Consider the following 26,619-nt stretch of genomic DNA (forward strand, 5'->3'; position numbering starts at 1 on the left):
CGTCAGGCCAGCATGTAGATGTTACGCATGGTCTCGATGACAGTGCATTCGCCGGTCCAGCCGGCCCGGAACAGGACGACGGTGCCGGCGTCGACCTCGATCACCTCGCCGTCGTCGGACCGATAGACCGCCCTTCCCGCCACGAAATGGCAGAATTCGTCGCGCGGGATCGACAGCCGCCAGCGGCCGGGCGTGCAGACCCAGATGCCGGATTCCGGCTGGTTGTTCGGCCCCTTGAAGACGAGCCGGCCTGAGGAGTGGGACTGTCCCTCAAGGCTGTCCGGCTGGCTGCCCCAGTCGACGAGGTCGGAGAAGGTCGTGGCTCCGTAGATATGCGGGGCGGAGGAAGTCGTCGTCTCAGCCATTGTAGGCGCCTGTCTTCACCAGTTCGTCGAGAATGCCGGCCGCCTTCTTCGGGCCGTTGCGCGCCTGCATATGCGCGCTGGTGGCCGCGAGGCGCGTCTTCATCGTCGGATTGTTGACGCAGGCGTCGAGCTTCGCGGCGAGATCCGCATCCGTCCAGTCATAGCGCGGCATCTTGAAGCCGTGTCCTGTCTCGTCGACGCGCGTTGCATTGTCGTGCCCGTCCCAGACATAGGGCATGATGATCGCCGGCTTGCCGAAATAGAGGCATTCCGTGAACGAGTTGTTGCCGCCGTGGTGGATGACCGCATCGACCTGCGGGATGACGGAGGGCTGCGGGAACCAGCTGTCGACGATGATATTGCCCGGCAGATCCTCATACTGATCCCTGTAGTCGCCGACATTGACCAGCGCGCGATAGGGCAGCTTGCCGATCGTCGCGATCAGGCGCTTCAGCAGATCGGTATCCCCGGCGCCCAGCGACCCGAAGGAAATGTAGAGCAGCGGCTTGTCGTTGTTTTCCGCGAATTCCGGCACCGCGTAGGGCTTTTCCTTGCGCACGCAGCCTTCGAGATACTGGAACTGCTTTGGATCGAGCGGATGTTCGCGGTCGAACTTCACCGCCTCAGGATAGAGCAGCAGGTTCATGAAGGGCGAGGCTTCGAAGAACTGGCCGATCGGGTAAGCCGCCTCGCCGTTCTCGCCAAGGAAGCCGTTGAAATCGTCATGGATCGGCTTGATGACCGTGTTGAAGTGATCGCGATAGGCCGCATGTCCGGCGAAATCCTTCTCGCCGCAGCCGGAAAGATGCGGCGGGATTTTCGGATCCTCGATCTCGTTTTCCGAACAGGAGATGATGCGCACCCAGGGCTTGCCGAACTGCTTGATCGCCGGGAAGAGAATGACGTTGTCGACACAGATCAGGTCCGGCTTGATCCTTGCCAACACGCCCGGCAGGTCCTTCTGCGCCCATTTGGCGCTGTCGACGATCGCCATCCAGCAGTCCTTCACGTAGTTGTCGACCTGATCGTAGGGGGATTTGCGGAAATTCGGGATGTGGCCGTTGATGAAATCCTCCCAGAATTTCGCCATCTGCTCGGCCGGCATGGGCTCGGAGAGGTTCACCGCATGGGCCTCGAACCCATAGCCTTCATAAACGGAGACGAAGCCGGGATCGGAGAGGAACACCGCCTTGTGGCCGAGCGCCTCGACCGCCTGGGCGATGCCGACCGAGTTCAGCGCCGGGCCGAAGGCCGCTTCGGGGAAGAATGCTATCGTCTTGGACATGGTGTTTCCCTCTTTATGCATTGAAGAGCCGGCATTTCGCCGGGTCGATCTTGAGGCTCAGCGCGTCGCCGATCTTCCAGTTGCCCGCCCCGCTCGCGGGAATGCGCACCTGAAGCGGCGTCTCGGTGGCCGCCGTTTTGACATGCAGCACCCGGTCGAGCCCGTGATAGGCGATATCGGTGATCACGCCTGAGACCGGATGATCGCCCGGCGGGCCGATGACGATGTTTTCCGGGCGGATGGCGAGCGTCGCCGCTCCGGGTTCTCCACCCGCGGCCTTAACCTGCAGGCCTTCCGCCTCGAAAAGGCCATCGACGCCCACCTTGCCGTCGATGAAATTCATCACGCCGATGAAGTTCGCCACGAACCGGTCGGCCGGCCGCTCATAGACGTCTTCCGGCGCGCCGACCTGCAACAGGCGACCGTCCTTGAGGATCGCCATGCGGTCGGCCATGACCAGCGCTTCCTCCTGATCGTGCGTGACGATGATGAAGGTGATGCCGGCTTCGTGCTGCATGCGCTTCAGTTCGAGCTGCATGCGTTCACGCAGCTTCTTGTCGAGCGCGCCGAGCGGCTCGTCGAGCAGCAGCACCTTGGGGCGCTTCACCAGCGCGCGGGCAAGCGCCACGCGCTGCTTCTGGCCGCCGGAAAGTTGTTCGGGCTTGCGGTCGGCGAACGGCGTGAGGTCGGTCGTCGCCATGGTCTCGTCGACCCGCCGGCGGATTTCGGCCTTGGCGAGGCGTTCCATTTCGAGGCCGTAGGAGAGATTCTGGCGCACCGTCATGTGCGGAAATAGCGCGTAGGACTGGAACATCAGGTTGAGCGGCCGCTTTTCCGGCGGCAGCGGCGAGATATCCTTGCCCTCGAGCAGGATGCGGCCGGCATCCAGGCTCTCGAAGCCGGCGAGCATGCGCAAAAGCGTGGTCTTGCCGCAGCCGGACGGGCCGAGCAGCGCGAAAAACTCGTTCTCGCGGATATCGAGCGAAACGTTGTCGACGGCCGTCACCGGCCCAAAATTCTTGCCGACGCCCTCGATGCGCAGGATCGGGTTGCTCGATGACGTCATGGGACCTGCTGTTCTCTGTTGAGCCATTGCGAGATCAGCAGTGCCGTCGCGCTGACGCCCATCACGATGGTGGCGAGCGCGTTGACCTCCGGCGTGATGCCGAAGCGGATCATCGAATAGATCTGCATGGGAAGGGTGATCGACGAACGCCCGGCGCCCGCCGTGAAGAAGGCGATTATGAACTCGTCCACCGAGAGCGTGAAGGCGAGCAACGCGCCGGCGACGATCGACGGAAGCAGCACCGGGAAGGTGATGCGCCAGAAGGTCGTCCAGCCCGACGCGCCGAGATCGCGCGAGGCCTCGACGATGGAGAAATCGAAATGTTTCAGCCGGGCGCGCACGACCGAGCAGACGAAGGCGAGGTCGAAGATGACATGGCTGATGATGATCGTGTGCAGGCCCATCGCCAGGCCAAGGCGCGAGAAGAAGGTGAGCAGCGCCACGGCGAGCACGATGTCGGGAATGACCATCGGCGCGAAAGCGAGCGCTTCCAGCCCGTTGCTCTTGCGCCGCCGCGTTTCCATGCCGAGCGCCAGCAGGGTGCCGAGAACGGTCGAGATGACAGTCGCGAAGATGGCGACGATCAGCGTGTTCCAGGCGGCGCGCAGGATATCGGTATTGGCAAGCAGCGCACCGTACCAGCGCGTGGAAAAGCCGGACCAGGAGGTCGGCAGGCCGCTGTCGTTGAAGGAAAGCAGGACGAGGACGGCGATCGGCAGGTAGAGGAAGCCGAAGACCAGCACGAGCACGATGCGGCCAGGCAGCTTGTGCGACAGCGCGGCACTCATCGCTCCGCCTCCGCTTTCCGCTCGCCGGAGGCATGCGCGGTGGCGCGGGCTTGCAGCAGCAGAAGCACGATCATCGTGAGGATCAGCGCCGCACCCAGCGCCGCGCCGAAGGGCCAGTCGTTGGCGGTCAGGAACTGATCGTAGACGAGGTTGCCGACCATCTGGAACCGCCCGCCGCCGAGCAGCGCCGGCGTTACGAAGTTGCCGATGGAGAGCACGAAGACGAAGACGCCACCGGCGGCCACGCCCGGCAGGGTGAGCGGCAGCGTGACGCGCAGGAAGGTGCGGACGGGACCGGCGCCGAGATCGCGCGAGGCCTCCATCAGCTCCGGGTTCAGCCGCGAGAGGGTGGAATAGATCGCGAGGATGACGAAGGGCAGGTAATTGTAGACGAGGCCTGTGATGACGGCGCTCTCGGTGTAGAGCATCGACAGCGGCTCGCCCGTATAGCCGAGCGTGCGCAAGAGATTGTTGATCAGGCCTTCGCGGTTGAGCAGCACGATCCAGGCATAGGTGCGGATGAGGTAATTGCTCCAGAAGGGCAGCACGGCGAAGAACAGCAGGATCGGCTGCGTCATTCTTGGTGCGCGCGAGATCGCATAAGCGGCCGGATAGGCAATGAGGACCGCGACCACGGTCGCCGTCAGCGCGATGCGGGCGGAATTGAGAAAGATCTTTGCGTAGAGCGGGTCGACGACGCGGGCAAAATTTTCCAGCGTGAACGTATATTCCACCCCGCCCCAGACGCCGCGCTGGAAGAAGGCGTAACTCAGCACCAGCAGGCACGGCACCACCATGAAGGCGACGAGCCAGGCGACGCCGGGCGCGGCGAGCAGGGTCGGTCTGGTGGCGTTGGTGGACACTATTCTTCTCCCGCGGGGCCGCTAACGGCACCCGCGTATCGATGGATTCAGGATTGGAATTGCCCGTGGCGGCGCGAGCCGCCACGGAAGCGCGAAGCAATCAGTTCGCGGCCTTGATCTCGCTCACGATGCGCGAATAGTCTTTCTGCGCGGTGCCGAGATCGCGCAGCAGCTCGTATTTCACGAGGTCGGCCGGGGCCATGGCCATGTTCGGATATTGCTCGGCGAGCGCCTTGTCGAGGCTTTCCATCGCGGCCTTGTTCGGCACCTTGTAGAGGATGTTCTGGGCCGCCCAGGCGTGGTTCTTGGCGTCCAGGATGAAGTCGATGAACTTCATCGCCGCTTCCTTGTTCTCAGAGCTCTTCATCACGACGATCGTGTCGATCCAGAGGTCGGAACCTTCCTTCGGCACGACGAACTTGATGTCCTTGTTCTCGGTGATGCCGTAGTTGCACCAGCCGTCCCAGGCCTGCACCAGCGAGGCCTCGCCGGACACGAGTTTCGAATAGAAAGTCGTGTCGTCATAGGCGAGTAAGGTCTTCTTCGCCTCGACCAGAAGGTTTTTGACCTCCTCAAGCTTCGCCGGGTCCTTTTCGTTGACCGAATGGCCCTTGGCAAGTTCACCGGCGGCCATCAGCCAGCGGTCGGTGGCGAGCATCGTCGTCTTGCCCTTCAGCGCGTCGGCCGGCTGGAGCAGGTTCATCCAGCTGTCCGGCGTGCCTTCTACGAGGTCGGAGCGGTAGCAGAGGCCCGTCGAGCCCCAGGTATAGGGCACGGAGAAGGTGTTGCCGGGGTCATAGGCAAGCGTGGTCGCTTCGGGATAGAGATTGGCGAGGTTCGGCACGGCCGCCTTGTCGATCGGCTCGGCGAGCCCCTGCCCGTTCAGGATTTCGGCAAACGGCGAGGAGACGAAGACGACGTCGTAGCCCTTGCCGCCGCTCGCCATCAGCTTGCCCATGACCTCTTCGTTGGTGGCGTGGTTGACCACCTCGATCTCCAGCCCCGTCGCGGCCTTGAAGGCATCGGCGATGTCGGGCGCCATGTAGCCATCCCAGTTCGAGATGACGAGATCGGCGGCGGAGGCCGCGCCCGCCGCTATGCTTGCGGCAATGAGTGCCGCGGCCGCGCAGGTCGCAGTCAGTCGGTTCTTCGCGTTCACGGAAGACTCCCTTGTTCGATTGTTCCAACCTCTTCGACGGGCGCGCCGGTTCTCCGGTCTCGTTCCTGTCGGAGTGGCAGTATTATTTATAAAAAAAATACGTCAATAGGCTTTGGCAATTTTGTGCGCCGAAACGAAATCCGCGTGCGGCGGACTTGCGAAAAGCGGGCGCAAAGGGCAGCATGCGCGGTGATGGACGTGAGATGCCGCAGATGACCCCGGAGCCCAAACGCACCAATTTCCGCCATGTCGAACTGGCGCAAAAAATACTGGACGTCGCCGGCGAGCGCGGCATGGCGCCTGGCGAGCGGCTCGCCGAACAGGCGCTGGCCTCCCTCTGCAACGTCTCCAGAACGCCGATCCGCAAGGCTTTGCAGATACTTGCGGAGCGTGGCGTGGTGACGGCGGATGCCGAAGGCGGATATCTCCTGGCCGTGGACCCGGTGGCGACCGCGCGCCTTGAGGACACGGCGGAGGGCGATGGCGAGAGCGAAATCTACGCCGCGATCCTGCGCGATCTCGCGGCTGGACGCATCACCGAGAACCAGACGGTCGCCGCCCTGCAACGTCGTTACGACGTCTCGCGCCAGACGGTACAAAATGCGCTGATGAAACTGGCAGAGGAAAATCTTGCCGAACGGGGTGCCGGGCAGCAATGGCTGCTGAAGCAGTTCGCAATCGGCGGCGATGCGGCGGCGAAGAGCTACGAGTTTCGGCTTGCGACCGAGCCGCTGGCGCTGACGCTGCCGGATTTCAAGCGCGACATCCCGGCGATGACGGCGCTGCGCCAGTCCATGCTCATCCTGCGCGGCATGAACGAGACGAGCTTCGATCGAAAACTCTTCGACCGGACGGACCTCGATTTCCACCTCTCGATCGCACGCTCCTGCGGCAATCCCTTCATGGCGGAGGCGCTGGTCAACCATCACCGCCGCCGCCGCGCCAGCCCGCCGGCCGGCCATGTCAACGCCTTCCGGCTGATGCAGTCGAATCTCGAACATATCCAGATCCTCGAGCAGATCGGGCGCGGCCAGATGGAGCTTGCCGCCGATCTGATGCGTGTGCATATACAGCTCTCCCAATCGCAGCGCCCCCGGCTTGCCGGCCGCGGCGTTCCTCCCGCCTTCAAGCTTGTCGTGCGTTAGCCCCCATGGCGCCAGCAAAGACCATCGCGCTCTTTCCCGAAGCGAGCTACGGCGCGGCGCTGAACTGCGTCGGCATCGCGCAGGAATTGCGGCGGCTGGGGCATCGGCCGGTCTTCATCTGCCATCCGGGTTTTTCCGGCGTCTTTGCCGAATATGGTTTTGCCGAATATCAGCTTTCGGACGCCGAGGCCGGCGCGCCAACGGACTGGACCGATTTCATCGAACGCCATCAGGACGCCTTTCGCCAGTCGCCGCTCGACCAGCTCGAAAGTTACGTCGGCCCGACCTGGGAGGCGATCGTCGACACGGCGATGCGCGTGGAGGAGCCGCTGCGCCAGCTTCTCGGCCGGCTGAAGCCCGATGCGATCGTGCTCGACAATGTCGTGATGTTTCCGGCCATTGCGAATGCCGGCGTGCCCTGGATCCGCATCGTCTCCTGCGCCGAGACCGAAATCCCCGACGAAAACGTGCCGCCTTATCTCTCCGGCTGCGGCAACGATGATCGCGCGGCCTGGGCGACTTTCGCCGCCGGCTACGAAAAGACCGTTGCGCCGGCGCACAAGCGGTTTGCCGGCTTTCTTGGCGACTGCGGCCTCAGGGCGCCGTCCGCACCCAATTTCCTCGACCCGTCCCCCTGGCTGAACCTGCTGCTTGCACCGGAAATCATCCGGCACGAGCGCCGTCAGCCGCTCGATCCGAAAACCTTCGTCTTCCTCGACGGTTGCGTACGCCACGAGGCACCCTATACGCCGCCGCGATTTGCCAGCCACAACGAGGCGCCGCTGGTGCTGACGAGCTTCGGCTCGCTCGGCGCGATGGATGTGGCGATGATGAAGCGCATGATCGGCGTTTTCGCCACCCTTCCCTACCGCTTCCTCGTCAATGCCGGGCACTGGCGTGAGGAGTATCGCGAGGTGCCGGACAATGTCTTCATCGACAGCTGGTTCCCGCAGCCCTCGGTGGTCGAGCAGGCGGGCCTGTTCGTCCACCACGGCGGCAACAATTCCTTCTGCGAGGCGCTCTATTACGGCGTGCCGTCGCTCGTCATGCCCTATTGCTGGGATGGTCACGACAACGCGGCGCGGGCCGCGGAGACCGGCGTCGGCCAGCGGCTCGAACGATACGGCTGGAGCGACGCCGAGCTTGCTGCGGCGATCGAAGGGCTGCTCGGCAACACGGCCATGCATGCGCGGCTGAAGGCGAATGCACAAAAGATGCACAAGGCGGCGGGCGTAACGCTGGCCGCGGAGGAAGTCGCGCGGGTTGCAGCCGGACGCTCGTAACCCACCTGAACGAAAGCACCGTGGAGAGGCCGTACATCAAACCCGCCTGAGCGTGGGTTGCGACGCTGGCCGTTCTGGGCCATAAATCCCCTCCCCACCTGTCGAGGTCAGCCGTCATTGCGAGCGTTGCGGGCCGTGCGTGATCCCCACGCCACGGTAACTCCCCGCGCTCCGGTTGGCCGAGGCTCAAGGGCACAACAAATGCGGACCGATCAAAAAGGAGAACGCATCATGGGCGCAACGGGACATCTTGGCACGGCGTGGCGCAAGCGCGACTATCATCGCCAATGGCTCTGGCGGGAAGCAAACCGCCTGTTCGATTTCTTCCAGAACCGGGCGTTCAATCCGATCGGCGGCTTCCACGAACTCGATGCGGAGGGGCGTCCGCTCAATCCCGGCAATCCGGTGCGCGGCATCCATTCTACCGCGCGCATGGTGCATTGCTTCGCCATCGGCAGCCTGCTCGGCCGCCCCGGCTCCGACAATATCGTCGACCACGGCATGAAATATCTCTGGGAAAAGCACCGCGACAAGGAGCGCGGCGGCTACCATTGGTCGCTCGACAATTCCGGCCTGCTGGATTCCAGCAAACAGGGTTACGGCCATGCCTTCGTGCTGCTGGCGTCATCCAGCGCCAAGCTTGCCGGCCACCCGGATGCCGACCGCATGATAGCCGACGTCACCGAAATCCTGGAACGGCGCTTCTGGGAAGACAAACACGGCGCGATCGCAGAAGAATTCGAGGCCGACTGGTCGCCGGTCGCCGGCTATCGCGGCCAGAACTCCAACATGCACCTGACGGAAGCCCTGATGGCCGCCTTCGAGGCGACCGGCGAGAAGAGCTATCTCGACAAGGCGGAAAGCATCGCCGACCTGATCATTCGCCGCCGCGCCGGCGAAAACGGTTTTCGCGTGCCCGAGCATTTCGACGAGAACTGGGTGCTCGACAAGGAATATCGCGGCAACGAAATGTTCCGCCCCTCCGGCACCACGCCCGGCCATTGGCTGGAATGGGCGCGCCTCATTCTCCAGCTCTACGCACTTGGCGGCAAGAAACACGACTGGATGCCGCAAGCGTCCAAGGCGCTCTTCGCGCAGTCGATCGCGCTCGGCTGGGACAAGGAGAAGAGCGGCTTCTTCTACACGCTCGACTGGAACGACGAGCCGGCAAAGCGCAACAAGCTCTGGTGGCCGATGGCCGAGGGCGTTGGCGCCGCGGCCTTCCTGGCAGAACATCTGCCGAGCGATTTCCACGAGATCTGGTATCGCAAGATCTGGGATTCGATCGCCCGCCATTTCCTCGATCAGGACCGCGGCGGCTGGCATGAGGAACTCACCGAGGATCTTCTGCCAAGTTACACACTGTTCGCCGGCAAGGGCGACATCTATCATGCGCTCCAGGCCTGCCTCATCCCGCTCTATCCGGCGACGGGCAGCCTGACCAGGGGCATCATCGAGGCGGGCGGCCGATAAGGCCGCCTGTCGATCGGACGGGAGCGGAATGATCGATATACCCGACCAGATCTCGACTGCGTGGATCGCCGCCGCTTCGGTGGCGTTCCTCGTCAAACATTTTTTGGCGGATTTCGTCTTCCAGACGAGCCGGATGGTGGCGGGCAAGGACCGACCGGTGGGCTGGTTCCGGCCGCTGGCAATCCATGCCGGCATACATGGCGCCATCACCGCCGTGCTCTTCCTCGTCGTGTCGCCGCCGCTCGCCTGGCTCGGCCTCGCCGATGCCCTCGTGCATGGCACCATCGACCGGCTGAAGAGCATCGCGACGCGCCGCCAGAAACTGACGCCGGGCCAGACGACATTCTGGTGGTTCTTCGGCGCCGACCAGACGCTGCATCACCTGACGCATGTCCTGCTGGCGATCCTTCTCGCCGCCGCAGGCTCCGCGGGTTAGGCGGCCTCGGCGGACTGCGCCTGCATGCCCGCTTCGCGCAGCAGCAGGTCCGTCAGGGAAAGATTGTCGGCAAACCAGCGGTCTGCCGCATGCCACATCGCCGGCGTCAGCCGGATGTCGTGGCCGCCGCGTGCCGTCGTCGTCAGCAGGCCGGCATCGCGCGCGGCTTCGACGATCCGGCGGACATGGGTGCGCGAAACGCCGGTCTGTGTGGCGAGGCGCTGGTAGCCGGTGGAAATGGTGTTGTTGCCGCTTTCCTGGCCGCTGCGCAGCAGAAGCAGCAGGATCATGTAGCCGCAATCATGGGCGAAGAACGGCGCCAGCAGCAGATGCCGGCGGATTATGCGGCTGAGGCCCGGCAGAAGCGGCAGCGTGGCGCGCCGCATGGCGCGGTGCAGATCGGGGCCAAGCGGCCCCTTGTGCCCCCCCGTCGGAGAAAGCCCGAAATCCGACAATCCGCTGACGAGAAGTCCGAGGATGCCGGCATCGCGCGCGAGGAGCGCAGCACTCGGCACGAGCAGGCGCACGCGCCGGTCCGAGGCATGCGGCTGCTGCGTGAGAAACCCGTATTTGCGCAGGCACGAGACCTGCGCTTCGACCCGGTTGCGGCTGGCGACGCCAAGTTCCGTGACCTCGCGCTGGAGACGCCCGAGCGTCAGCCAGGTCGAGGACTGCGCCATGTCCTGGCCGGCATGAAGCGAAAGTGCCGCCAGATAACAGAGGAACCGGCCCTCCTCCAGGATGAGCCGGTTGAACAGGTGGTTGCCCTCGTAGAGCGCGAGCTTCCCGGATATCAGCCGACCCCTCGTCTCTGCGAAACCCGGTGCGCTCAAGAATTCGAACGGCGGCACCTTGAATGCCACCGAGCCGTCGTCAAAAGAAATCTGATCCATGCCTGCCGTACCCCAATCCGTATCGGCACACCTTGTTATGTTCTTTTCTCGGTGCCGAGGGCCCGGATGGACCCTTTATTTTCCATGGGGTTGCAGCGCAGGGAAACTGTCAATTGTATTACTAAGCACATTCCGCAATATGAGACGGGGGGACAAAAGAATGAGACGCCGTGCCAAGGGCTTGAATCCGAGGCGCCGCGAATTTCCGGGAACTTGGTCAAAGTAACGACGTTTCGCCCACGGCAAGGTTTTCATCCGCAAAGCGAATGCCGGTTTGTCCCAGTCGTGTTGACGAGCGGTACAGGCAACCTTTGCGAAGGTCACGGCCGCGGCTAGAAACGCGTCGAACCGAGCTTGTCCTACACCCGGTCCGGAGTTACTTCGACGCCACGTGAGGCGGTCTTAGACATACCATCCCTACAGGTTCCAGAAGATCAGTGAGGCCTTGAAGCGCAGCCGCTCACTTTCAAGGGTGAGCACCCGCATGTTCGTCCAGGTCGAAGATGCGGGTGCTCCACGTCACACCGCGAAAGCGGGCATCGGATCGAGGGCCAACGCGGTCACCACGGCAGCTTGCCCTTGTCGTTGGCGAAGCTCCCGTTGGGCGAACCCGCCCCCTCGGCCGACGCCAGACTTACGATGATCTCTGAGGCCTCTTCCACGGTTCTATACCCCTCGCCGCCGTTGAAGTCGGTCGCGGTGTATCCCGGATCCGCGCTATTCACACGGATTCCGCTCTCGGACAACGCCTTGGCAAAGGCGACGGTCACCGCGTTCAACGCGCTCTTCGAGCTGTTATAGCCGAGCGCGTTGACGCCGTAGAACTCGCTGGTGGGGTCCGAGAGCGCGCCGAGCGAGCCAAGCTCGCTGCTGACATTGACGATATTGGCTGCCGGAGCTGCCCGCAGGAGCGGCAGGAACGCCTGGATAATGCGTATGGGCGCAAAGACGTTGACCTCGTAAACCCGCCTTATGTCGTCCAGGTCCTGCTCCGCCGGGTCCACGAACTGGCCCGGCACGGCGGCATTGTTGATCAGTACGTCAAGCCTGCCGTCTTCCAGTCCGACGCGATCCACGGCCGCCGTGACGCTCTCGTCGTCATCCACGGCCAGCGACAGATGGCGGACATCATGACCGAGGTCTCTCAGGTTTCTCGCCGCAGCCTCGCCGCGGTCTGTATCCCGCGCGCCCAGCCATACCCTGTGGCCAAGCTCCCCCAGGCGGCGGGCGGTCTCGTAGCCGATACCCTTGTTTGCTCCCGTGATCAGCGCGTTCTTCGACATTCGTATTCTCCAGGTTGGTTTCGACAACAGGAGAATTGGGGACGGCACCGTCTGCGAACGTGCCGAATTCTGCTGACTTTTTGCCTATTTCTGCCGGACCCTTGCAGTCGACCTGAAGCGGTGCGATCTAAAACGGATGGCTGACACGGTAGACGAACTCAAGGCGCTCGTGACGCGACACGCCCGCGGTCCACGCACGGAGACGACGATTTGCGGCGTGTCCCTCCTGCAATCGCGGACCACGACCGAGCCGACGGCGGGCATGACCGAGTTGACGATGTGCCTGGTGCTCCAGGGCGAAAAGGACATCTCCTGCGGCGTCAACGCCCTCGTCTACGGCGAAGGACACTATTTCGTCGCCACCATCGAGATCCCGGTCGTGGGCCGGATCTCGCGGGCGAGCCGCCGGGAACCTTTTCTCGGGATTGGTTTCAATTTCGACCAGGCGGCGCTGGCCGAGTTGATTGCCGAGATGCCCGAGAGCGGCGATCCCGATCTCATGTGCGGTTTGGGCATCAGTCCGACCCAACCGGAACTCGCGGACGCTTTTCTGCGGTTGATCCGATTGCTCGACAGGCCTGACGAGATCCCTGTGCTTGCGCCAATGTTAAAGCGGGAAATCCTGTTCAGGCTTCTTCAAGGACCACAGGGTGCCAAGCTACGCCAGATCGCATATGCCGGAAGCCGCCAATCAAACCTTCGACGTGCGCTTGGCTGGATGCGCGAAAATTACACGGAACCTTTCAAGGTCGAGGACCTGGCCCGGATGGCGGGTATGAGCGTTTCGGTTTTCCATAGACAGTTCAAGGTCGCGACGTCGCTCACGCCCATCCAGTATCAGAAAAGCTTCAGGCTGCATGAAGCGCGCCGTCTGCTGCTCGAAAAGGCCGGGGACGCCGCCGGTGTGGCGTTTGCGGTAGGTTACGAGAGCGTTTCCCAGTTCAGCAGGGAATATGCGCGGATGTTTGGCGCTCCTCCGGTGAGAGACGTCGCGAGACTCAAAACGACGCAGACGTCCTCTTATACAGATCGTCGAAAAGCGGCATTGGTGGAGACGTCGCCAGCTACCCGGGAAGGGAGTTAGCGGCGAGTCTGAAACCAGCTATCCGCAGATGGGATCTGGGCCGAGATTTTTACAAACGCGATGGGCAACCATAGCCCGATATCTCGCGGCTATTGACGTGAAGAGAAAGCCGGGATTCGTCCCGGCGTTCTTTTTGTTAGAATATTTGGGAAAAACCAGACGTCATCTTGGCAAAGGGCCTTGCCGGACGTTCCGGGAAGCATTGAAATGCAAGGCTTATTTACTTCGACCAGGAACCTTCGGCCGTACCCGTTCTTTGATAGGCGTGTTGTCTGTTGTGCCAGCATCGTGAGAGACAATGAGTTCTGCTGCCAAGCTGCCATCCAACTCCGTGCTTGCAGAAGCTGGCGAGGATTGCCGTCGCAAAAGCCAGCTCTTCGCCGAGACGCTCGACCCTGTCTTCGGCACGACCATGGCAACGCCGGAAAAGATTAGCGATTTCCGCGCCGGCCTTTCCACCTATTTCATGGGTCCGGCGGTGTTTTTCGTCGCGGACCTGCGCGGCACGACCTATACCTTTTCGCGTGATTCCGAGCGCATCGCCCGCAGCGGCCTCGACCTGATCTTCGTGCAGAAGACGCTGGAAGGCAGCGACGTGCGCACCCTCAACGGCGAGACCGTGCTGGTGGAGGCGGGCGACATATCGATCTTCGACCTGTCGCGCCCCATGCATTCCGAGACGCAGCACTGTCGAAACCTTACGCTCGTTCTGCCGCGCCACCTGCTGTTCAGCAAGGATGTGCAGAACGATGCCCTGCACGGCCTCCTTCTCAAGCGCTCGACAAGCACGGCCCGGCTGATCGGCAGCCACCTGCGTGCGCTCTTCGAGGACCTTGCGGACATCAACCAGGCGGAAGCCCCGGCGATCGTCACCGCCACGGCCAACCTCGTCACCAATCTCGTCGGCCCGCAGGTCGCCGACCGCAGCCTTCCCTCCCCCACGGTCCGCGGCGCCATGATCATGCAGATCCGCCGTTACATCGAGCAGCATATCGCGCTGCCGGATCTCGGCCCGGACCATCTGTGCAAGATGTTCGGCCTGTCGCGCGCCTCGCTCTACCGGCTGTTCGAGCCGATCGGCGGCGTCACCGACTATATTCGCACGCGTCGCCTGCGCGCGGCCTTCGACATGCTGGCGAACGAGCACCAGCGCACCGTCGGCGAGATCGCCTATGCCTGCGGTTTTGCCGATATTTCCGCCTTCTCCCGCGCCTTCCGGCACCAGTTCGGCATGAGCCCGAGCGAGGTGCGCGACATGGGCGGCAGCAGGCCGCTCGCCCGAGGCTCCGCCGAAAAACAGGCGGCCACCTCCGTGCACGACTGGCTGCGCATCGTCAGCGCATTGTAGCCATCTTGTCGTTTGACACTTGAAATCACATCGGCCAATATGTGATCACATTTCACGGGGGTACGGCATGGAGAGGGCGAACCTGGAGGCGCGCGCCCGCGCGCTCATCGAGGCGGAAGCAGAGGTTTTTCGCGCAAGGCGGCCGCGTTGTGCCGCCGCGCATGACGAGGCGGCATCGGGCTTCTTCGACGGCGTGCCGCAGCACTGGATGCTCGACTGGCCGACCCCCTTCCCCATGGTCGTCGACCGGGCGAGCGGCGTCGAACTCGTCGATCTCGACGGCAACCACGTCGTCGACGTTTGCCTCGGCGATACCGGCGCGATGTTCGGCCATGGTCCGGCCCCGGTGCTGGAAGCCCTGAAGAATGCCGGCACGCGCGGCCTCACCACCATGCTGCCCTCTTCCGATGCGCAAGCTGTGGGCCGCCTGCTCGTCGAGCGCTTCGGCCTGCCGCGCTGGCAACTCGGCGCCACGGCAAGCGACGCCAACCGATTCGCCATCCGCATCGCGCGCGCCGTCACCGGCCGCGCCAAGCTGCTGGTCTTCGATGGCTGCTATCATGGGGCGGTGGATGATACGCTGGTCGATCTCGTCGATGGCAAAACCATCTCCCGCCGCAACCTGCTCGGCCAGGTTCGCGATCTCGGCGAACTCACCGTCTCCATTCCCTTCAACGACGAAGCAGCGCTGGAACAGGCGCTCGCCTCGCACGACATCGCCTGCGTGCTCGCCGAGCCCGTCATGACGAATTGCGGCATGATCTCGCCCGCGCCCGGTTTCCACGACGCGTTGCGTCGCCTGACGCGCGCCGCCGGCACGTTGCTGCTGATAGACGAGACGCATACCATCTCCACCGGCCTTGGCGGCTACTGCAGGGTGAATGGCCTCGATCCCGACCTGATCGTCATGGGCAAGCCGATCGGCGGCGGCGTTCCGGTCAGCGTTTGGGGCATGAGCCAGGCGATTTCCGACCGCCTGCACGTCATCCGCCGCGAGCAGAGCGGCCACGGCCATTCCGGCATCGGCACGACGCTCTCCGGCAGCGCCCTGCAACTCGCCTGCCTGCGCGCCTGCCTGGAGCACGTCATGACCGAGGAGGCCTACCGCATCATGCAGTCCCGCGCCGACCGTATCGAGGCGGGTTTTACGGCGGCGATCGCCGCGGCCGGCCTCGACTGGACGGTTTCACGCGTCGGCGCCCGGCTGGAAGTGGTGTTTTCACCCTTGCCGGTGCGCAATGCCGCGGAGGCCCGCGCCGCCGCATCCGACACGATCGAGGCGGCGCTGCATCTCTCCATGCTGAACCTCGGCTACCTGCTGACGCCCTTCCACAACATGGTGCTGGTCAGCCCCGCGCTTTCCGAAAAGCAGGCCGATGGCCTCGTTGAGGCCTTTGCGAGCGTCATCGGCCGCCTCGCGGAACGGAGGGCCGCCGCGTGAGCCGCGACATCCCGACCCCGCCCCCCGAGGCCGCCGACATTTCCGAGGCGGAAGCTTTTCTGGCCGCCCATCCCGAAATCACCGCCTTCGATCTCGTGCTGATCGACATCAACGGCATTGCACGCGGAAAAATCATCCGGCGGCACGAGCTGCTGCCGATCTTCCGCTCGGGCCGGCATCTGCCCGGTTCCATCCTCGGTCTCGACGTGACCGGCGAGGATGTCGAGGAGACCGGCCTCGTCTGGTCCGATGGCGATGCCGACCGTCGTGCCTGGCCGATCCCCGGCTCGCTCGTGCCCCTGCCCTGGACCTCGCCGCCGCGTGGTGAACTGCGCCTGGCGCTCTTCGAGCTCGACGGGGCGCCGATGGACTGCGATCCACGCCATGCGCTGGCACGCCAGGTCAACCTGCTCGAAGCCGATGGTTTCCACCCCGTCCTCGCCTATGAGCTGGAATTCTACCTGCTCGACCGCGAGCGCACGGCCGACGGCAATTTCCAGCCGTTGCGCCTGCCGCTCTCCGGCGAGCGGCCGGATGGCATCCAGGTCTATGGCGTGACGGAACTCGACCGGCTGGAGCCCTTCATCGACGCAGTCTATCGCGGCGCGGAGGCGCAGGGCCTGCCCGTCGAGACGATGATTTCCGAATATGCCCAGGGCCAGTTCGAGCTGACGCTGCGCCACGGCAAGGCGCTGCGCGCCGCCGACGACCTCGCCATGCTGAAGCGCCTGATCCGCAGCCTTGCCGTGCGCCACGGCATGATGGCCTGCTTCATGGCAAAACCCTTTGCCGGCCGCGCGGGCTCCGGCATGCATGTGCATGCCAGCCTCGCCGATGCCGAGGGCAACAACCGCTTCGCCGATCAAGGTCAGGCGCTCTCGCCGCTGTTGAAACACGCCGTCGCCGGCCTGCTCACGACGATGCAGGAATCCATGCTGGTCTTCGCCCCGCACTTCAACTCCTGGCGCCGCTTCGCCGCCCAGAGCTATGCGCCGACGACACCGACCTGGGGCACCAACAACCGTAGTGTCGCTGTGCGCGTGCCCGCGGGCTCCCCCGCCGGTCGCCATCTCGAACAGCGCGCCGCCGGCATCGATTCCAACCCCTATCTCGTCGGCGCAACGGTGCTTGCCGGCATGCGCAAGGGCCTGCTTGCAAAGGCCGACCCCGGCCCCGAAACAACGGCCTATGCCGAAACCGCGGGCGACGACCTGCCGCCGGACTGGCGCGGCGCCATCGAGACGGCAACCCGCTCCGCCTTCCTGAAGGAGGCGCTGGGCGAACGGCTGCACCACGTTTTCCTCGCTCTCAAACGCGCCGAATACCGCCGCGTCGCCGCGGAAGTCACGGCGCTCGAACGCACGCTCTATGGTGAAATCGTCTGATGAAGACCTTCTACACGGCAGACCATCACCTGCATCACAGCGGCATGGAGCTTTCCTTCGGCCGCATCGTCGAAACCTTCGAGAAGCCGGTGCGCGCCGAAATCGTGCTGCGGCGCGTAAACGAGGTCGGTCTCGGCCCGGTCATCGAGCCGCCGCCCTACGAACGGGCGGCCATAGAACGCATCCACACGCCCGATTATCTCGACTTCCTCGAAACCGTCTTTGCCGAATGGCGCGCCGCCGGCCGTGATGGCGAGGTCTGGCCCTATAGCTGGCGCCACCGTTCCATGCCGATGATCGACGCCCCGCCCTCAGGCCTCGACGCGCGGCTCTCCTACTATTCCTTCGACATGGCCGGCTCGATCACCGAAACCACTTGGCAGGCCGCCAAACGCGCCGCCGACACAGCGCTCGCCGGGGCAGACGCCGTGCTCGCCGGCGACCGCGCCGCCTTCTCGCTCTGCCGTCCGCCCGGCCACCATGCCGGCCGCGATTTCTTCGGCGGCTACTGCTACCTCAACAATGCCGCCATTGCCGCCCAGCGTTTTCTCGACAACGGCCACAGCCGCGTCGCGATCTTCGACGTCGACTACCACCACGGCAACGGCACGCAGGAAATCTTCTACGACCGCGACGACGTGCTGCTCGCCAGCCTGCACGGCGACCCGGATTTCGAATTTCCCTTCCACCTCGGCTACGCCCGCGAACGCGGCGCCGGCAAGGGCGAAGGCTACAACCTCAACTATCCGCTGCCCGCCGGCACCGCCTGGCCCGAATGGCAGGCCGCCTTCGAAGACGCCCACGAAAAGATCCGCGCCTACGCCCCGACCGCCCTCGTCATTTCGCTCGGTGTCGACACGTTCAAGGACGACCCGATCTCGAAATTCAAGCTGGAGAGCGAGCACTTCTCCACCATCGGCCGCCGCATCGCCGATTTCGACCTGCCGACGCTTTTTGTGATGGAAGGCGGCTACGCCGTCGACGCGCTGGGGGTCAATGCGGTGAACGTGTTGCAGGGATTCGAGGGCGGCTGACGCCCGCTCACAAATCCTTGTGCAGGTTGTTGCGCGAGAGGTTCTTCACGTCGCGCTCGCCGCACAGCGCCATGGTCACGTCGAGTTCCTTGCGGATGATTTCGAGCGTGCGGCGCACGCCGGCCTTGCCGCCGGCGCCGAGGCCGTAGAGGAAGGGGCGGCCGATATAGGTGCCTTTGGCGCCATAGCAGAGCGCCTTCAGCACGTCCTGGCCGGAGCGGATGCCGCCGTCGAGATGGACTTCCATCTTGTCGCCGACGGCGTCGACGATGCGCGGCAGCATGCTGATCGAGGACGCGGCGCCGTCGAGCTGGCGGCCGCCATGGTTGGAGACGATGATCGCGTCCGCGCCGCTGCCGAGCGACATGCGCGCGTCTTCCTCGTCGAGGATGCCCTTGAGGATCAGCTTGCCGCCCCAGCGGTCGCGGATCCACGCGATGTCCTTCCAGGACAGCTGCGGGTCGAACTGTTCCGAGGTCCAGGAAGACAGCGACGAAAGGTCGCCCACACCCTTGGCGTGACCGACGATATTGCCGAAGGTGCGGCGCTTGGTGCCGAGCATGTCGAGGCACCAGAAGGGCCTTGTGGCCATCTGCCAGAGATGTTTCGGCGTGAAGCGCGGCGGCGCGGAAAGGCCGTTGCGCAGGTCCTTGTGGCGCTGGCCGAGGATTTGCAGGTCGAGCGTCAGCACCAGCGTCGAGCAGCCGGCGGCCTTGGCGCGGTCGATGAGGTTCAGGACGAAATCCCTGTCCTGCATCACATAGAGCTGGAACCAGAAGGGTTTTGAGGTGACGGAACGCACGTCCTCGATCGAGCAGATGCTCATCGTCGACAGCGTGAAGGGCACGCCGAATTCTTCCGCGGCCTGTGCTGCGAGCATTTCGCCATCGGCGTGCTGCATGCCGGTAAAGCCGGTCGGTGCGAGCGCCACGGGCATGGAGACCTTCTCGCCGATCATCTCGCTCGTCAGCGACCGGTTCGTCATGTCGACAAGCACGCGCTGGCGCAGCTTGATCTTGTGGAAGTCATCCTCGTTGGCGCGGTAGGTGCCTTCGGTCCAGGCGCCGGAATCCGCATATTCGAAGAACATTTTTGGCACACGACGGCGCGCCCGTTCCTTGAGGTCCGCGATCGTCAGGGCCTGGTTCACGCTCATGCTGTCTGTCCTCGCACCGTCCGGCTGTTCCGGGATCACATCCTTTTACGAGGCGGCACACCCGCTCGCAACGGAAACGTTGGAGCGGAGCGGGACTCGTATGAATGAGATATTCACGCATAAATGATGAAGAGGCGCTGTCAATGTGGATTCAGCGCGATGGCGGCCGCCCGCCAGGAAAATCGCCCTCCCGATGGCGCCGGGAGGGCGAAAGCCTTATGCCGTGGCGTAGAACTTCGCCATGTCGGGCAGGCGCTTGACGCGGATGCTGGAAGCCTTGCCGGCGGTGCGGAAGGCTTCGAAACGCTCGCGGCAGACTTCCGTCATGCGGGCGGTCGCCGGCTTCAGGTAGGTGCGCGGGTCGAAATTGTCCGGCTTTTCCTTAAAATTCTTGCGGATCGTTCCGGTCATGGCGAGGCGCAGGTCTGTGTCGATGTTGACCTTGCGCACGCCGAGCGGGATCGCCTTCTGGATCTCGGCGACGGGTACGCCCCAGGTCTGCTTCATCTCGCCGCCATAGGCGGTGAAAAGGTCCTGCAGGTCCTGCGGCACCGACGACGAGCCGTGCATGACGAGATGCGTGTTCGGCAGCTTCTGGTGAATCCTGGCGATCGTCTCGATCGACAGGATGTCGCCATCCGGTGCGCGGGTGAACTTGTAGGCGCCGTGGCTGGTGCCGATGGCGACGGCGAGCGCGTCGACGCCGGTCCTCGAAACGAAGTCGAGCGCCTGGTCCGGGTCGGTCAGCAGCTCTTCACGGGTCAGTTTGCCCTCGAAGCCGTGGCCGTCTTCCTTCTCGCCGGCGCCCGTTTCCAGGTTGCCAAGACACCCGAGCTCGCCCTCGACCGAGACGCCGGCCGCATGCGCGATCTTCACGACTTCCGCCGTCACGTCGACATTGTAGTCGTAGCTGGCGATCGACTTGCCGTCGGCGAGCAGCGAGCCGTCCATCATGACCGAGGTGAAACCGTTGGTGATGGCCGAGATGCAGGTGGAGGGCTGGTCGCCGTGGTCGAGATGCAGGCAGACCGGGATATGGGGATATTCTTCCGCCGCACCCAGGATGAGGTGGCGTAGGAAGGCGTCGCCGGCATAGGCACGCGCACCGCGGCTCGCCTGCAGGATCACCGGGGAATCCGTCGCATCCGCCGCGCGCATGACTGCCTGGATATATTCCAGGTTGTTAACGTTGAATGCGGGCAGTGCGTAGTCGTTTTCCGCTGCGTGATCGAGCAGTTGCCGCATGGTGATCAATGCCATTCCTGTCCTCCTTGGATGCATTTCTTGGGGTCGGCGGCACTATTCACAGATCGTCCGCCATATGCAACAGGCCTCAAAGACCGGACGGCAAGCCAAATCGATTAAATGGCGTCAGCGAAATAAATTTCCCGTGGAAACGGCAAAAATCCCATCGGATTCAAATAAGTAGGACAAATGCCCGGCCGCTGGGCACATGCGGCCGGGGCAAAAATCTCAATCCGCGTCGTCGGCTTCCTGCGGTGCCTGGAAGCTGCCCCGTTCGCCGCTGATGATCTCGCGCTTGCCGACATGGTTGGCGGGGCCGACGAGGCCCTCCTTCTCCATGCGTTCGACGAGGGACGCGGCCCGGTTGTAGCCGACGGCAAGACGGCGCTGGATGTAGGAGGTCGAGCATTTGCGGTCGCGCAGGACGACCTTGACGGCCTTCTCGTAAAGGTCGTCTCCGTCCTCGGCCCCCATGTCGCTCTTGTCGAAGACCGCGCCGCCCGTGGCCGGCTTCTCGTCCTCGTCGTCCTCTTCCTCGGCGGTCACCGTTTCCAGATATTCCGGACGGCCCTGCGCCTTCAGGTGCAGCACAACCTTTTCGACTTCCTCATCGGAGACGAAGGGACCATGCACGCGCGAAATGCGCCCGCCGCCGGCCATGTGCAGCATGTCGCCCTGGCCGAGAAGCTGTTCTGCTCCTTGCTCGCCCAAAATGGTGCGGCTGTCGATCTTCGACGTCACCTGGAAGGAGATGCGGGTCGGGAAGTTCGCCTTGATCGTGCCGGTGATGACGTCCACCGAAGGACGCTGCGTCGCCATGATCAGGTGGATGCCGGCGGCACGTGCCATCTGGGCGAGCCGCTGGATCGCGCCTTCGATCTCCTTGCCGGCCACCATCATCAGGTCGGCCATTTCATCGACGATGACGACGATATAGGGCATCGGGTCGAGGGCGAGTTCCTGCTCCTCGTTGATCGCTTCGCCGGTTCCCTTGTCGAAACCGGTCTGCACGCTGATGGTGATCGTCTCGCCCTTGTCGCGCGCGCCGGCCACACGGTTGTTGTAGCCGTCGATATTACGCACGCCGAGGCGCGACATCTTGCGATAGCGATCCTCCATCTCGCGCACCGCCCATTTCAGCGCCATGACGGCCTTCTTGGGATCGGTGACGACGGGGGTCAGCAGGTGCGGAATGCCGTCATAGATCGACAGTTCCAGCATTTTCGGATCGACCATGATCAGGCGGCACTCTTCCGGGCGGAACCGGTAGAGCAGCGACAGGATCATCGTGTTGATGGCGACGGACTTGCCCGAGCCGGTGGTGCCGGCGACGAGCAGGTGCGGCATCTTGGCGAGCTCGGCCACCACCGGCTCGCCGCCGATGGTCTTGCCGAGGCAGATCGGCAGCTTGTAGCCGGACTTGGCGAAGTCGGCCGAGTCGATCATTTCGCGGAAATAGACGGTCTCGCGTGTCGCGTTCGGCAGTTCGATGCCGATGACGTTGCGGCCGGGCACGACGGCGACGCGGGCCGACAGCGCCGACATGGAGCGCGCGATATCATCCGCAAGACCGATGACACGGGAGGATTTGACGCCCGGCGCCGGCTCGAATTCATAGAGCGTGACGACAGGGCCCGGGCGGACGTGGATGATCTCGCCGCGCACGCCAAAATCTTCCAGCACGCTTTCGAGCAGACCGGCATTCTGCTCCAGCTGTTCCTGCGTCAGCACGAAGCCGACGGTGCGCGGCGGTTCCTGCAACAGTTCGCGCGGCGGGTATTCGTAGGTGTCGCCGGCAGAGGTCGTCAGCGTCACCTGGAACGGCTTCGAGCGGGAGAGCACCGAGGACGGCGTTTCGCGCACGGGCTCGATGACGGCGGCCGGCGTGATGACCACCGTCGCGGGCTTGGTCTCGGCGATCGCCGGAACGGCCACCGGCGCGGCTTCTATGACCGGAACGACGACCGGTTCCGCCTTCACCTCGGGAACGGCGGCGACAACGGTCTCGACAACCGGCTGGCGGGCAACGGCCGGACGGCACTCGACGACGCGGAAGAGCGCGGTGATGGAATGCGGCTCCTCCCGCTTTGTCGCGGCTACGGGCATCGCAATGGCAACGGGCGCCGGGGTGGGCGTCGGCAACGGCATACGCACGACGGTGGCAGCCTTCCTTGCCGGCATTTCGGACGCGTCCTCGTCGGGAACCAGCGTTTCCCAGAAGGCGTGGTCGGAGAGATGGGCGAAGCGGCTGATCGCGGCGCGCACATCCTCCCTGGCTACCGGCTTTACGATCGCGACAGGCGCCGGCAGCGGCACGGCGGGCTTGTAGACGACGGCGGCGTCAGCGGGCGTGCCGCTCGTTCCGGCGGCAACGACGGCCTGCACCAGCGACGGCACGGGCTCGACGGCAACGGCTGCCGCGGCGGCCTGCTGCTGTTCCTCGAAACGCCGGCGACGATCGTCGAGCGCTTCGCGCAGGCGCTGGAGCAGTTCCGATTGGGAGAGCTGCGCCGCCTCGGAAAGTTTCGTGGCAGGCGCGGCCTGTTCGACGGCGGGCTCGGCCTGCTGCACCTCTTCGGCGGCCGCCTCTTCGATCTTGGCGGCGACCTTGTCCGGGGTGCGCGTGAAGCGGACGTTCGGGGCCATGTAGAAATGGCTTTCCCAGCTACCGTCGGCATATTGGCCGGGGTCGTAGCTTCTCAGCGCCGGCGAGCGGAATCGCGGGCGGTAGTCCTCATCGTTGGCAACCGGTTCGTCGGCCGCATGCCACTCTTCCGCCTCCGGCACGAATTCCGGCAAGGCATTGTTTTCATGGGTGTAATACGGCGCTTGCGCGTCGCTTTCCCCTTCGGTCTCTAGGATGGGATAGAAGTTTGTTCTGGATATACGCATGAACCTGCAAACTCGACGATCATTGCCGATAGGGATGCGTAGATGGTTAGGAAATGAAGGTTAACATTGTCTTTGGAACGGAGCGAAATCGTGTTCACGATCTCGATTCAATCCACCCGTTGCCCCTCCGCACCGAAGAGGTGGAGCTTGTCCTGCGGCAGGTCGACGCGCACGCTCGGCCCGGGATTGAGCATTGCCCGGTCGAGCGTAAAAATTTTCATCGGAATATCGTGGATGGTGACATGCATGATGATGCCGAAGCCCGTCGGCTCGATGAGATCGACCTTTGCCTCCAGCGCGCCACGATCGGCGATCACGACATGTTCCGGGCGGATGCCGAGCGTCGCGACTGAGCCTGATTCGATGCCGGCCCGTTTTGCGAGCGGCAGTCTCGCACCATTCGCCAGTTGCAGCTCCGCGCCCTCGCCCGAGGCGACATAGCGCCCCTCGAAAAAATTCATGCCCGGCGAGCCGATGAAGCCCGCGACGAAGAGATTGGCCGGCCGGTCGTAGAGGTCGAGCGGCGTGCCGACCTGCTGCACGACGCCGGCATGCATGGCGACGATGCGGTCGGCGAGCGTCATCGCCTCGATCTGGTCGTGGGTGACGTAAATGGAGGTCGCGCGAAGGTCGCCGTGCAACTTCTTGATTTCGGCCCGCATCTGCTCGCGCAGGCGCGCATCGAGGTTGGACAGCGGCTCGTCGAAGAGAAAGGCTTTCGGCTGGCGCACGATGGCGCGGCCCATGGCGACACGCTGGCGCTGGCCGCCCGAGAGCGCGCGTGGACGGCGCTCCAGCAGCGGATCGAGGCCGAGTTTCGACGCGGCATTGCCGACGGCGCTGGCGATCTTCTCCTTGGTGGAGCGGCGCAGGCGCAGGCTGTAGCTCATATTGTCGGCGACGCTCATATGCGGGTAGAGCGCGTAGGACTGGAACACCATGGCGATGTCGCGGTCCTTCGGCGCGAGGTCGTTCACCCGCCTGCCGTCGATGCGGATCTCGCCGGCGGTGACGTCCTCCAGGCCGGCGATCATGCGCAAGAGTGTCGATTTCCCGCAACCCGACGGGCCGACCAGCACGATGAACTCGCCGTCGCGGATGGTGAGGTCGACGCCGTGCAGGACGGGAAAGGTGCCAAAGCTCTTGCGGATGCCGTGGATATCGATGGAAGCCATGAAAAACCCTTTCAGCCTTTGACCGCGCCGGCCGTCAGGCCCTGCACGAGGTAGCGCTGGATGAGGAGGAAGAAGAGGCAGGCCGGGATGAGTGCCAGAATGCCCGCCGCCATCATCTGCCCGAAATCGACCGAGAATTTGGAAACGAAGGTGAGGAGGCCGACCGGGAAGGTCGCCGCGTCGTTGCCGGAGATCAGCATCAGCGCGAAGAGCAGCTCGCTCCAGGCGGCGGTGAAAACGAAGCCGAGCGTGGCGGCGATGCCGGGCAGCGTCAGCGGCAGGATGATCTGTCGGAAGGCGATGAACTGCGTCGCCCCGTCGATCATCGCCGCCTCTTCCAGATCCTTCGGGATGCCGTCGAAAAAGGACTGCATGAGGAAGGTCGCGAAAGGCACGTTGAAGGCGGTGTAGACGATGATGAGGCCGGTGAGGCTGTTGGTGAGGCCGAGCGGCGAGAGCATCTTGAAGATCGGCGCGACCAGCATGACGAGCGGAAACATCTGCGTGATCAGCATCAGCGCGACGATCCAGTATTTTGCCCGAAACTTGAAGCGCGACAGCGCGTAGCCGGCAAGCGAGGCGAGGATGGTCACGGCAATGGCCGTGGAGCCTGCGACAATCAGGCTGTTCTTGAAGAAGGTCGGGAAGGCGCTGTGGGCGATGACGAAGGTGTAGTGCTCGAAGGTCGCGCGAGACGGCCACATGCGCACACCCTCGCTGTAGAGCAGGTCGTTCGGCGTCACCGAGACCTTCAGGAGCCAGAACAGCGGGAAGAGTGCCACGACGATATAGGCGAGGATGGCGAGGCGGTGCGCGACGGTGAGGAGGAGCTTGCTGGTGCGCATGGTGTCAGCCCTTGTTCAGCAGCGTCTGGCGCAGCAGCACGATCAGCATCGAATAGGCGAGCAGCAGGACCAGCAGCACCAGGGCGATCGCCGAGGCGTAGCCGAAATCGAGCCGCTTGAAGGCCTGGGTGAAGATGTAGCTCGCGACGATCTGGGTGCGGTCCGCCGGCCCGCCGTTCGTCATGACGACGATGAGGTCGGCGAAATTGGAGATCCAGACGGTGCGCAGCAGGATGGTGATGGCGATGGTCGGCGCCAGGAACGGCAGGGTGATCGACAGGAAGCGCTGGACCGGCCCGGCGCCGTCGATGCTGGCGGCCTCATAGAGATCGCGCGGGATCGCCTGAAGCGCTGCCAGCAAGGTGATGGCGAAGAAGGGAATGCCCCACCAGACATTGGCGACGATCGGCCCCCACATGGCGAGATGCGGGTCGGAAAGAATGTTGTTCGGCGCATCCACGATGCCGAGCGCATACATCCAGTGCGGCAGCGGCCCGATGACCGGATTGAACAGCCAGGCCCAGTTGAGGCCCGCCAGAAAACTCGGCACGGCCCAGGGCAGGAAGACCAGCGCCTGCGCAATCCCACGCCCGGCAAACGGCTTGTCGAGCAGCAGCGCGAGGATGAGGCCGAGGATGAATTGCAGGAAAACCGAAGCGCCCGTCCACCACAGCGTGTTGCGCAGCGCGCGGAAGAAGGCTTGGTCCTCGCTCAGCGCGCGAAAATGATCGAGCCCGATGAAGCCGCCGGAAAACGGGTTCAACAGCTGGATATCGCGGAACGCATAGGAAATGCCGAGCGCCAGCGGCACCAGCATGACGGTGATGATAAGGATCAGCGCAGGCGCACTGTAGAGATAGGGCTCCGACGCGTCGGCGATCCGCTTCTTGAGCGGTCGCACGGCTTGCGGATGGGCAGCAATGGTCATCGTCTCGCTTCCGTTCTCGGGTTGCGCGGCGTCTCATAAGATGGCTG

At 63.9% G+C, this 26,619-nt stretch carries 23 protein-coding genes; 9 read left to right on the forward strand and 14 right to left on the reverse strand.

The genetic code is table 11. The features are described from left to right. Positions 1-2 precede the first annotated feature (2 nt). The 6 genes from VGN93_RS08330 to VGN93_RS08355 all read right to left on the reverse strand — a co-directional run bounded on the left by VGN93_RS08330 (position 3) and on the right by VGN93_RS08355 (position 5,526). On the reverse strand, positions 3-365 hold the full coding sequence (locus VGN93_RS08330; RefSeq protein WP_327507085.1) for a cupin domain-containing protein: 363 nt from the start codon (positions 363-365) through the stop codon (positions 3-5). Further along, positions 358-1,650, reverse strand: coding sequence for a glycosyltransferase (locus VGN93_RS08335; protein ID WP_327507086.1), 1,293 nt, complete (start codon positions 1,648-1,650; stop codon positions 358-360). The genes VGN93_RS08330 and VGN93_RS08335 overlap by 8 nt, the downstream gene beginning before the upstream one ends. A gap of 13 nt (positions 1,651-1,663) precedes the next feature. Further along, positions 1,664-2,716, reverse strand: a complete 1,053-nt coding sequence (locus tag VGN93_RS08340) for an ABC transporter ATP-binding protein (protein ID WP_327507087.1) — start codon at positions 2,714-2,716, stop codon at positions 1,664-1,666. Then, on the reverse strand, positions 2,713-3,504 hold the full coding sequence (locus VGN93_RS08345; protein ID WP_327507088.1) for an ABC transporter permease: 792 nt from the start codon (positions 3,502-3,504) through the stop codon (positions 2,713-2,715). The genes VGN93_RS08340 and VGN93_RS08345 overlap by 4 nt, the downstream gene beginning before the upstream one ends. Beyond that, complete coding sequence (locus VGN93_RS08350) at positions 3,501-4,301, reverse strand: ABC transporter permease (RefSeq protein WP_327507218.1); 801 nt, start codon at positions 4,299-4,301, stop codon at positions 3,501-3,503. The genes VGN93_RS08345 and VGN93_RS08350 overlap by 4 nt, the downstream gene beginning before the upstream one ends. Positions 4,302-4,467: 166 nt before the next feature. Next, positions 4,468-5,526 carry a spermidine/putrescine ABC transporter substrate-binding protein gene (locus VGN93_RS08355; RefSeq protein ID WP_327507089.1) on the reverse strand — a complete coding sequence of 353 codons (1,059 nt, stop codon included), beginning with the start codon at positions 5,524-5,526 and terminating at the stop codon, positions 4,468-4,470. Between the two features lie 203 nt (positions 5,527-5,729). Between VGN93_RS08355 and VGN93_RS08360 the strand changes: the two genes are divergently transcribed. The 4 genes from VGN93_RS08360 to VGN93_RS08375 all read left to right on the forward strand — a co-directional run bounded on the left by VGN93_RS08360 (position 5,730) and on the right by VGN93_RS08375 (position 9,863). Next, entirely contained in the window at positions 5,730-6,671 is a 942-nt protein-coding gene (locus VGN93_RS08360; protein ID WP_327507090.1) for a GntR family transcriptional regulator, read from the forward strand. 5 nt (positions 6,672-6,676) lie between these two features. Continuing rightward, positions 6,677-7,954, forward strand: coding sequence for a glycosyltransferase (locus VGN93_RS08365; RefSeq protein ID WP_327507091.1), 1,278 nt, complete (start codon positions 6,677-6,679; stop codon positions 7,952-7,954). 231 nt (positions 7,955-8,185) lie between these two features. After that, on the forward strand, positions 8,186-9,427 hold the full coding sequence (locus VGN93_RS08370) for an AGE family epimerase/isomerase (protein ID WP_327507092.1): 1,242 nt from the start codon (positions 8,186-8,188) through the stop codon (positions 9,425-9,427). Positions 9,428-9,455: 28 nt separating this feature from the next. Continuing rightward, positions 9,456-9,863, forward strand: a complete 408-nt coding sequence (locus VGN93_RS08375; protein ID WP_327507093.1) for a DUF3307 domain-containing protein — start codon at positions 9,456-9,458, stop codon at positions 9,861-9,863. On the opposite strand, the gene VGN93_RS08380 is transcribed toward VGN93_RS08375, so the two are convergent. Beyond that, a complete protein-coding gene (locus tag VGN93_RS08380) occupies positions 9,860-10,756 on the reverse strand; it encodes a hypothetical protein (RefSeq protein ID WP_327507094.1) in 897 nt (298 codons plus the stop codon). The two genes, VGN93_RS08375 and VGN93_RS08380, sit on opposite strands and share 4 nt — an antisense overlap. 560 nt (positions 10,757-11,316) lie before the next feature. Further along, positions 11,317-12,039: an SDR family oxidoreductase gene (locus tag VGN93_RS08385; RefSeq protein WP_327507095.1), complete on the reverse strand. Its 723-nt coding sequence runs from the start codon at positions 12,037-12,039 to the stop codon at positions 11,317-11,319. Between the two features lie 136 nt (positions 12,040-12,175). On the opposite strand from VGN93_RS08385, the gene VGN93_RS08390 reads away from it, so the two are divergent. From VGN93_RS08390 to VGN93_RS08410, 5 genes are all read left to right on the forward strand, one after another. Beyond that, a complete protein-coding gene (locus VGN93_RS08390; RefSeq protein WP_327507096.1) occupies positions 12,176-13,123 on the forward strand; it encodes an AraC family transcriptional regulator in 948 nt (315 codons plus the stop codon). A gap of 298 nt (positions 13,124-13,421) precedes the next feature. Continuing rightward, the gene (locus tag VGN93_RS08395) at positions 13,422-14,471 is read left to right on the forward strand and encodes a helix-turn-helix domain-containing protein (protein ID WP_319313724.1); all 1,050 of its coding nucleotides are present in this window, start codon (positions 13,422-13,424) and stop codon (positions 14,469-14,471) included. A 67-nt stretch (positions 14,472-14,538) separates the two neighbouring features. Then, positions 14,539-15,912 carry a transaminase gene (locus VGN93_RS08400; protein WP_327507097.1) on the forward strand — a complete coding sequence of 458 codons (1,374 nt, stop codon included), beginning with the start codon at positions 14,539-14,541 and terminating at the stop codon, positions 15,910-15,912. Continuing rightward, the gene (locus tag VGN93_RS08405; RefSeq protein WP_327507098.1) at positions 15,909-17,297 is read left to right on the forward strand and encodes a glutamine synthetase family protein; all 1,389 of its coding nucleotides are present in this window, start codon (positions 15,909-15,911) and stop codon (positions 17,295-17,297) included. Before VGN93_RS08400 ends, VGN93_RS08405 begins: the two co-directional genes overlap by 4 nt. Next, a complete protein-coding gene (locus VGN93_RS08410; RefSeq protein ID WP_327507099.1) occupies positions 17,297-18,331 on the forward strand; it encodes a histone deacetylase family protein in 1,035 nt (344 codons plus the stop codon). The genes VGN93_RS08405 and VGN93_RS08410 overlap by 1 nt, the downstream gene beginning before the upstream one ends. Positions 18,332-18,338: 7 nt before the next feature. On the opposite strand, the gene VGN93_RS08415 is transcribed toward VGN93_RS08410, so the two are convergent. From VGN93_RS08415 to VGN93_RS08440, 6 genes are all read right to left on the reverse strand, one after another. After that, positions 18,339-19,481, reverse strand: coding sequence for an alpha-hydroxy acid oxidase (locus tag VGN93_RS08415; RefSeq protein ID WP_319314802.1), 1,143 nt, complete (start codon positions 19,479-19,481; stop codon positions 18,339-18,341). 222 nt (positions 19,482-19,703) lie between these two features. Further along, the gene (gene fba / locus VGN93_RS08420) at positions 19,704-20,747 is read right to left on the reverse strand and encodes a class II fructose-bisphosphate aldolase (RefSeq protein WP_327507100.1); all 1,044 of its coding nucleotides are present in this window, start codon (positions 20,745-20,747) and stop codon (positions 19,704-19,706) included. 213 nt (positions 20,748-20,960) lie between these two features. Next, positions 20,961-23,624 (reverse strand): DNA translocase FtsK, encoded by a 2,664-nt coding sequence (locus VGN93_RS08425; RefSeq protein ID WP_327507101.1) that lies wholly within the window; start codon positions 23,622-23,624, stop codon positions 20,961-20,963. A 107-nt stretch (positions 23,625-23,731) separates the two neighbouring features. Then, positions 23,732-24,799 (reverse strand): sn-glycerol-3-phosphate ABC transporter ATP-binding protein UgpC, encoded by a 1,068-nt coding sequence (locus tag VGN93_RS08430; RefSeq protein ID WP_327507102.1) that lies wholly within the window; start codon positions 24,797-24,799, stop codon positions 23,732-23,734. A gap of 11 nt (positions 24,800-24,810) precedes the next feature. Further along, positions 24,811-25,644: a carbohydrate ABC transporter permease gene (locus VGN93_RS08435; protein ID WP_327507103.1), complete on the reverse strand. Its 834-nt coding sequence runs from the start codon at positions 25,642-25,644 to the stop codon at positions 24,811-24,813. Positions 25,645-25,648: 4 nt separating this feature from the next. Further along, on the reverse strand, positions 25,649-26,572 hold the full coding sequence (locus VGN93_RS08440; RefSeq protein WP_327507104.1) for a sugar ABC transporter permease: 924 nt from the start codon (positions 26,570-26,572) through the stop codon (positions 25,649-25,651). Between the last annotated feature and the right edge of the window lie 47 nt (positions 26,573-26,619).

It is taken from the genome of Shinella sp. (genome assembly GCF_035998705.1).
GTDB lineage: Bacteria > Pseudomonadota > Alphaproteobacteria > Rhizobiales > Rhizobiaceae > Shinella.

Coding starts and splice junctions, on each gene's coding strand:
- VGN93_RS08375 (WP_327507093.1), top strand. CDS start 9,456: ATGATCGATATACCCGACCAGATCTCGACTGCGTGGATCGCCGCCGCT.
- VGN93_RS08410 (WP_327507099.1), top strand. CDS start 17,297: ATGAAGACCTTCTACACGGCAGACCATCACCTGCATCACAGCGGCATG.
- VGN93_RS08360 (WP_327507090.1), top strand. CDS start 5,730: ATGCCGCAGATGACCCCGGAGCCCAAACGCACCAATTTCCGCCATGTC.
- VGN93_RS08350 (WP_327507218.1), bottom strand. CDS start 4,301: ATGGTGGTGCCGTGCCTGCTGGTGCTGAGTTACGCCTTCTTCCAGCGC.
- VGN93_RS08330 (WP_327507085.1), bottom strand. CDS start 365: ATGGCTGAGACGACGACTTCCTCCGCCCCGCATATCTACGGAGCCACG.
- VGN93_RS08380 (WP_327507094.1), bottom strand. CDS start 10,756: ATGGATCAGATTTCTTTTGACGACGGCTCGGTGGCATTCAAGGTGCCG.
- VGN93_RS08395 (WP_319313724.1), top strand. CDS start 13,422: ATGAGTTCTGCTGCCAAGCTGCCATCCAACTCCGTGCTTGCAGAAGCT.
- VGN93_RS08435 (WP_327507103.1), bottom strand. CDS start 25,644: ATGCGCACCAGCAAGCTCCTCCTCACCGTCGCGCACCGCCTCGCCATC.
- VGN93_RS08385 (WP_327507095.1), bottom strand. CDS start 12,039: ATGTCGAAGAACGCGCTGATCACGGGAGCAAACAAGGGTATCGGCTAC.
- VGN93_RS08400 (WP_327507097.1), top strand. CDS start 14,539: ATGGAGAGGGCGAACCTGGAGGCGCGCGCCCGCGCGCTCATCGAGGCG.
- VGN93_RS08345 (WP_327507088.1), bottom strand. CDS start 3,504: ATGAGTGCCGCGCTGTCGCACAAGCTGCCTGGCCGCATCGTGCTCGTG.
- VGN93_RS08365 (WP_327507091.1), top strand. CDS start 6,677: ATGGCGCCAGCAAAGACCATCGCGCTCTTTCCCGAAGCGAGCTACGGC.
- VGN93_RS08430 (WP_327507102.1), bottom strand. CDS start 24,799: ATGGCTTCCATCGATATCCACGGCATCCGCAAGAGCTTTGGCACCTTT.
- VGN93_RS08370 (WP_327507092.1), top strand. CDS start 8,186: ATGGGCGCAACGGGACATCTTGGCACGGCGTGGCGCAAGCGCGACTAT.
- VGN93_RS08425 (WP_327507101.1), bottom strand. CDS start 23,624: ATGCGTATATCCAGAACAAACTTCTATCCCATCCTAGAGACCGAAGGG.
- VGN93_RS08340 (WP_327507087.1), bottom strand. CDS start 2,716: ATGACGTCATCGAGCAACCCGATCCTGCGCATCGAGGGCGTCGGCAAG.
- VGN93_RS08390 (WP_327507096.1), top strand. CDS start 12,176: ATGGCTGACACGGTAGACGAACTCAAGGCGCTCGTGACGCGACACGCC.
- fba (WP_327507100.1), bottom strand. CDS start 20,747: ATGGCATTGATCACCATGCGGCAACTGCTCGATCACGCAGCGGAAAAC.
- VGN93_RS08440 (WP_327507104.1), bottom strand. CDS start 26,572: ATGACCATTGCTGCCCATCCGCAAGCCGTGCGACCGCTCAAGAAGCGG.
- VGN93_RS08335 (WP_327507086.1), bottom strand. CDS start 1,650: ATGTCCAAGACGATAGCATTCTTCCCCGAAGCGGCCTTCGGCCCGGCG.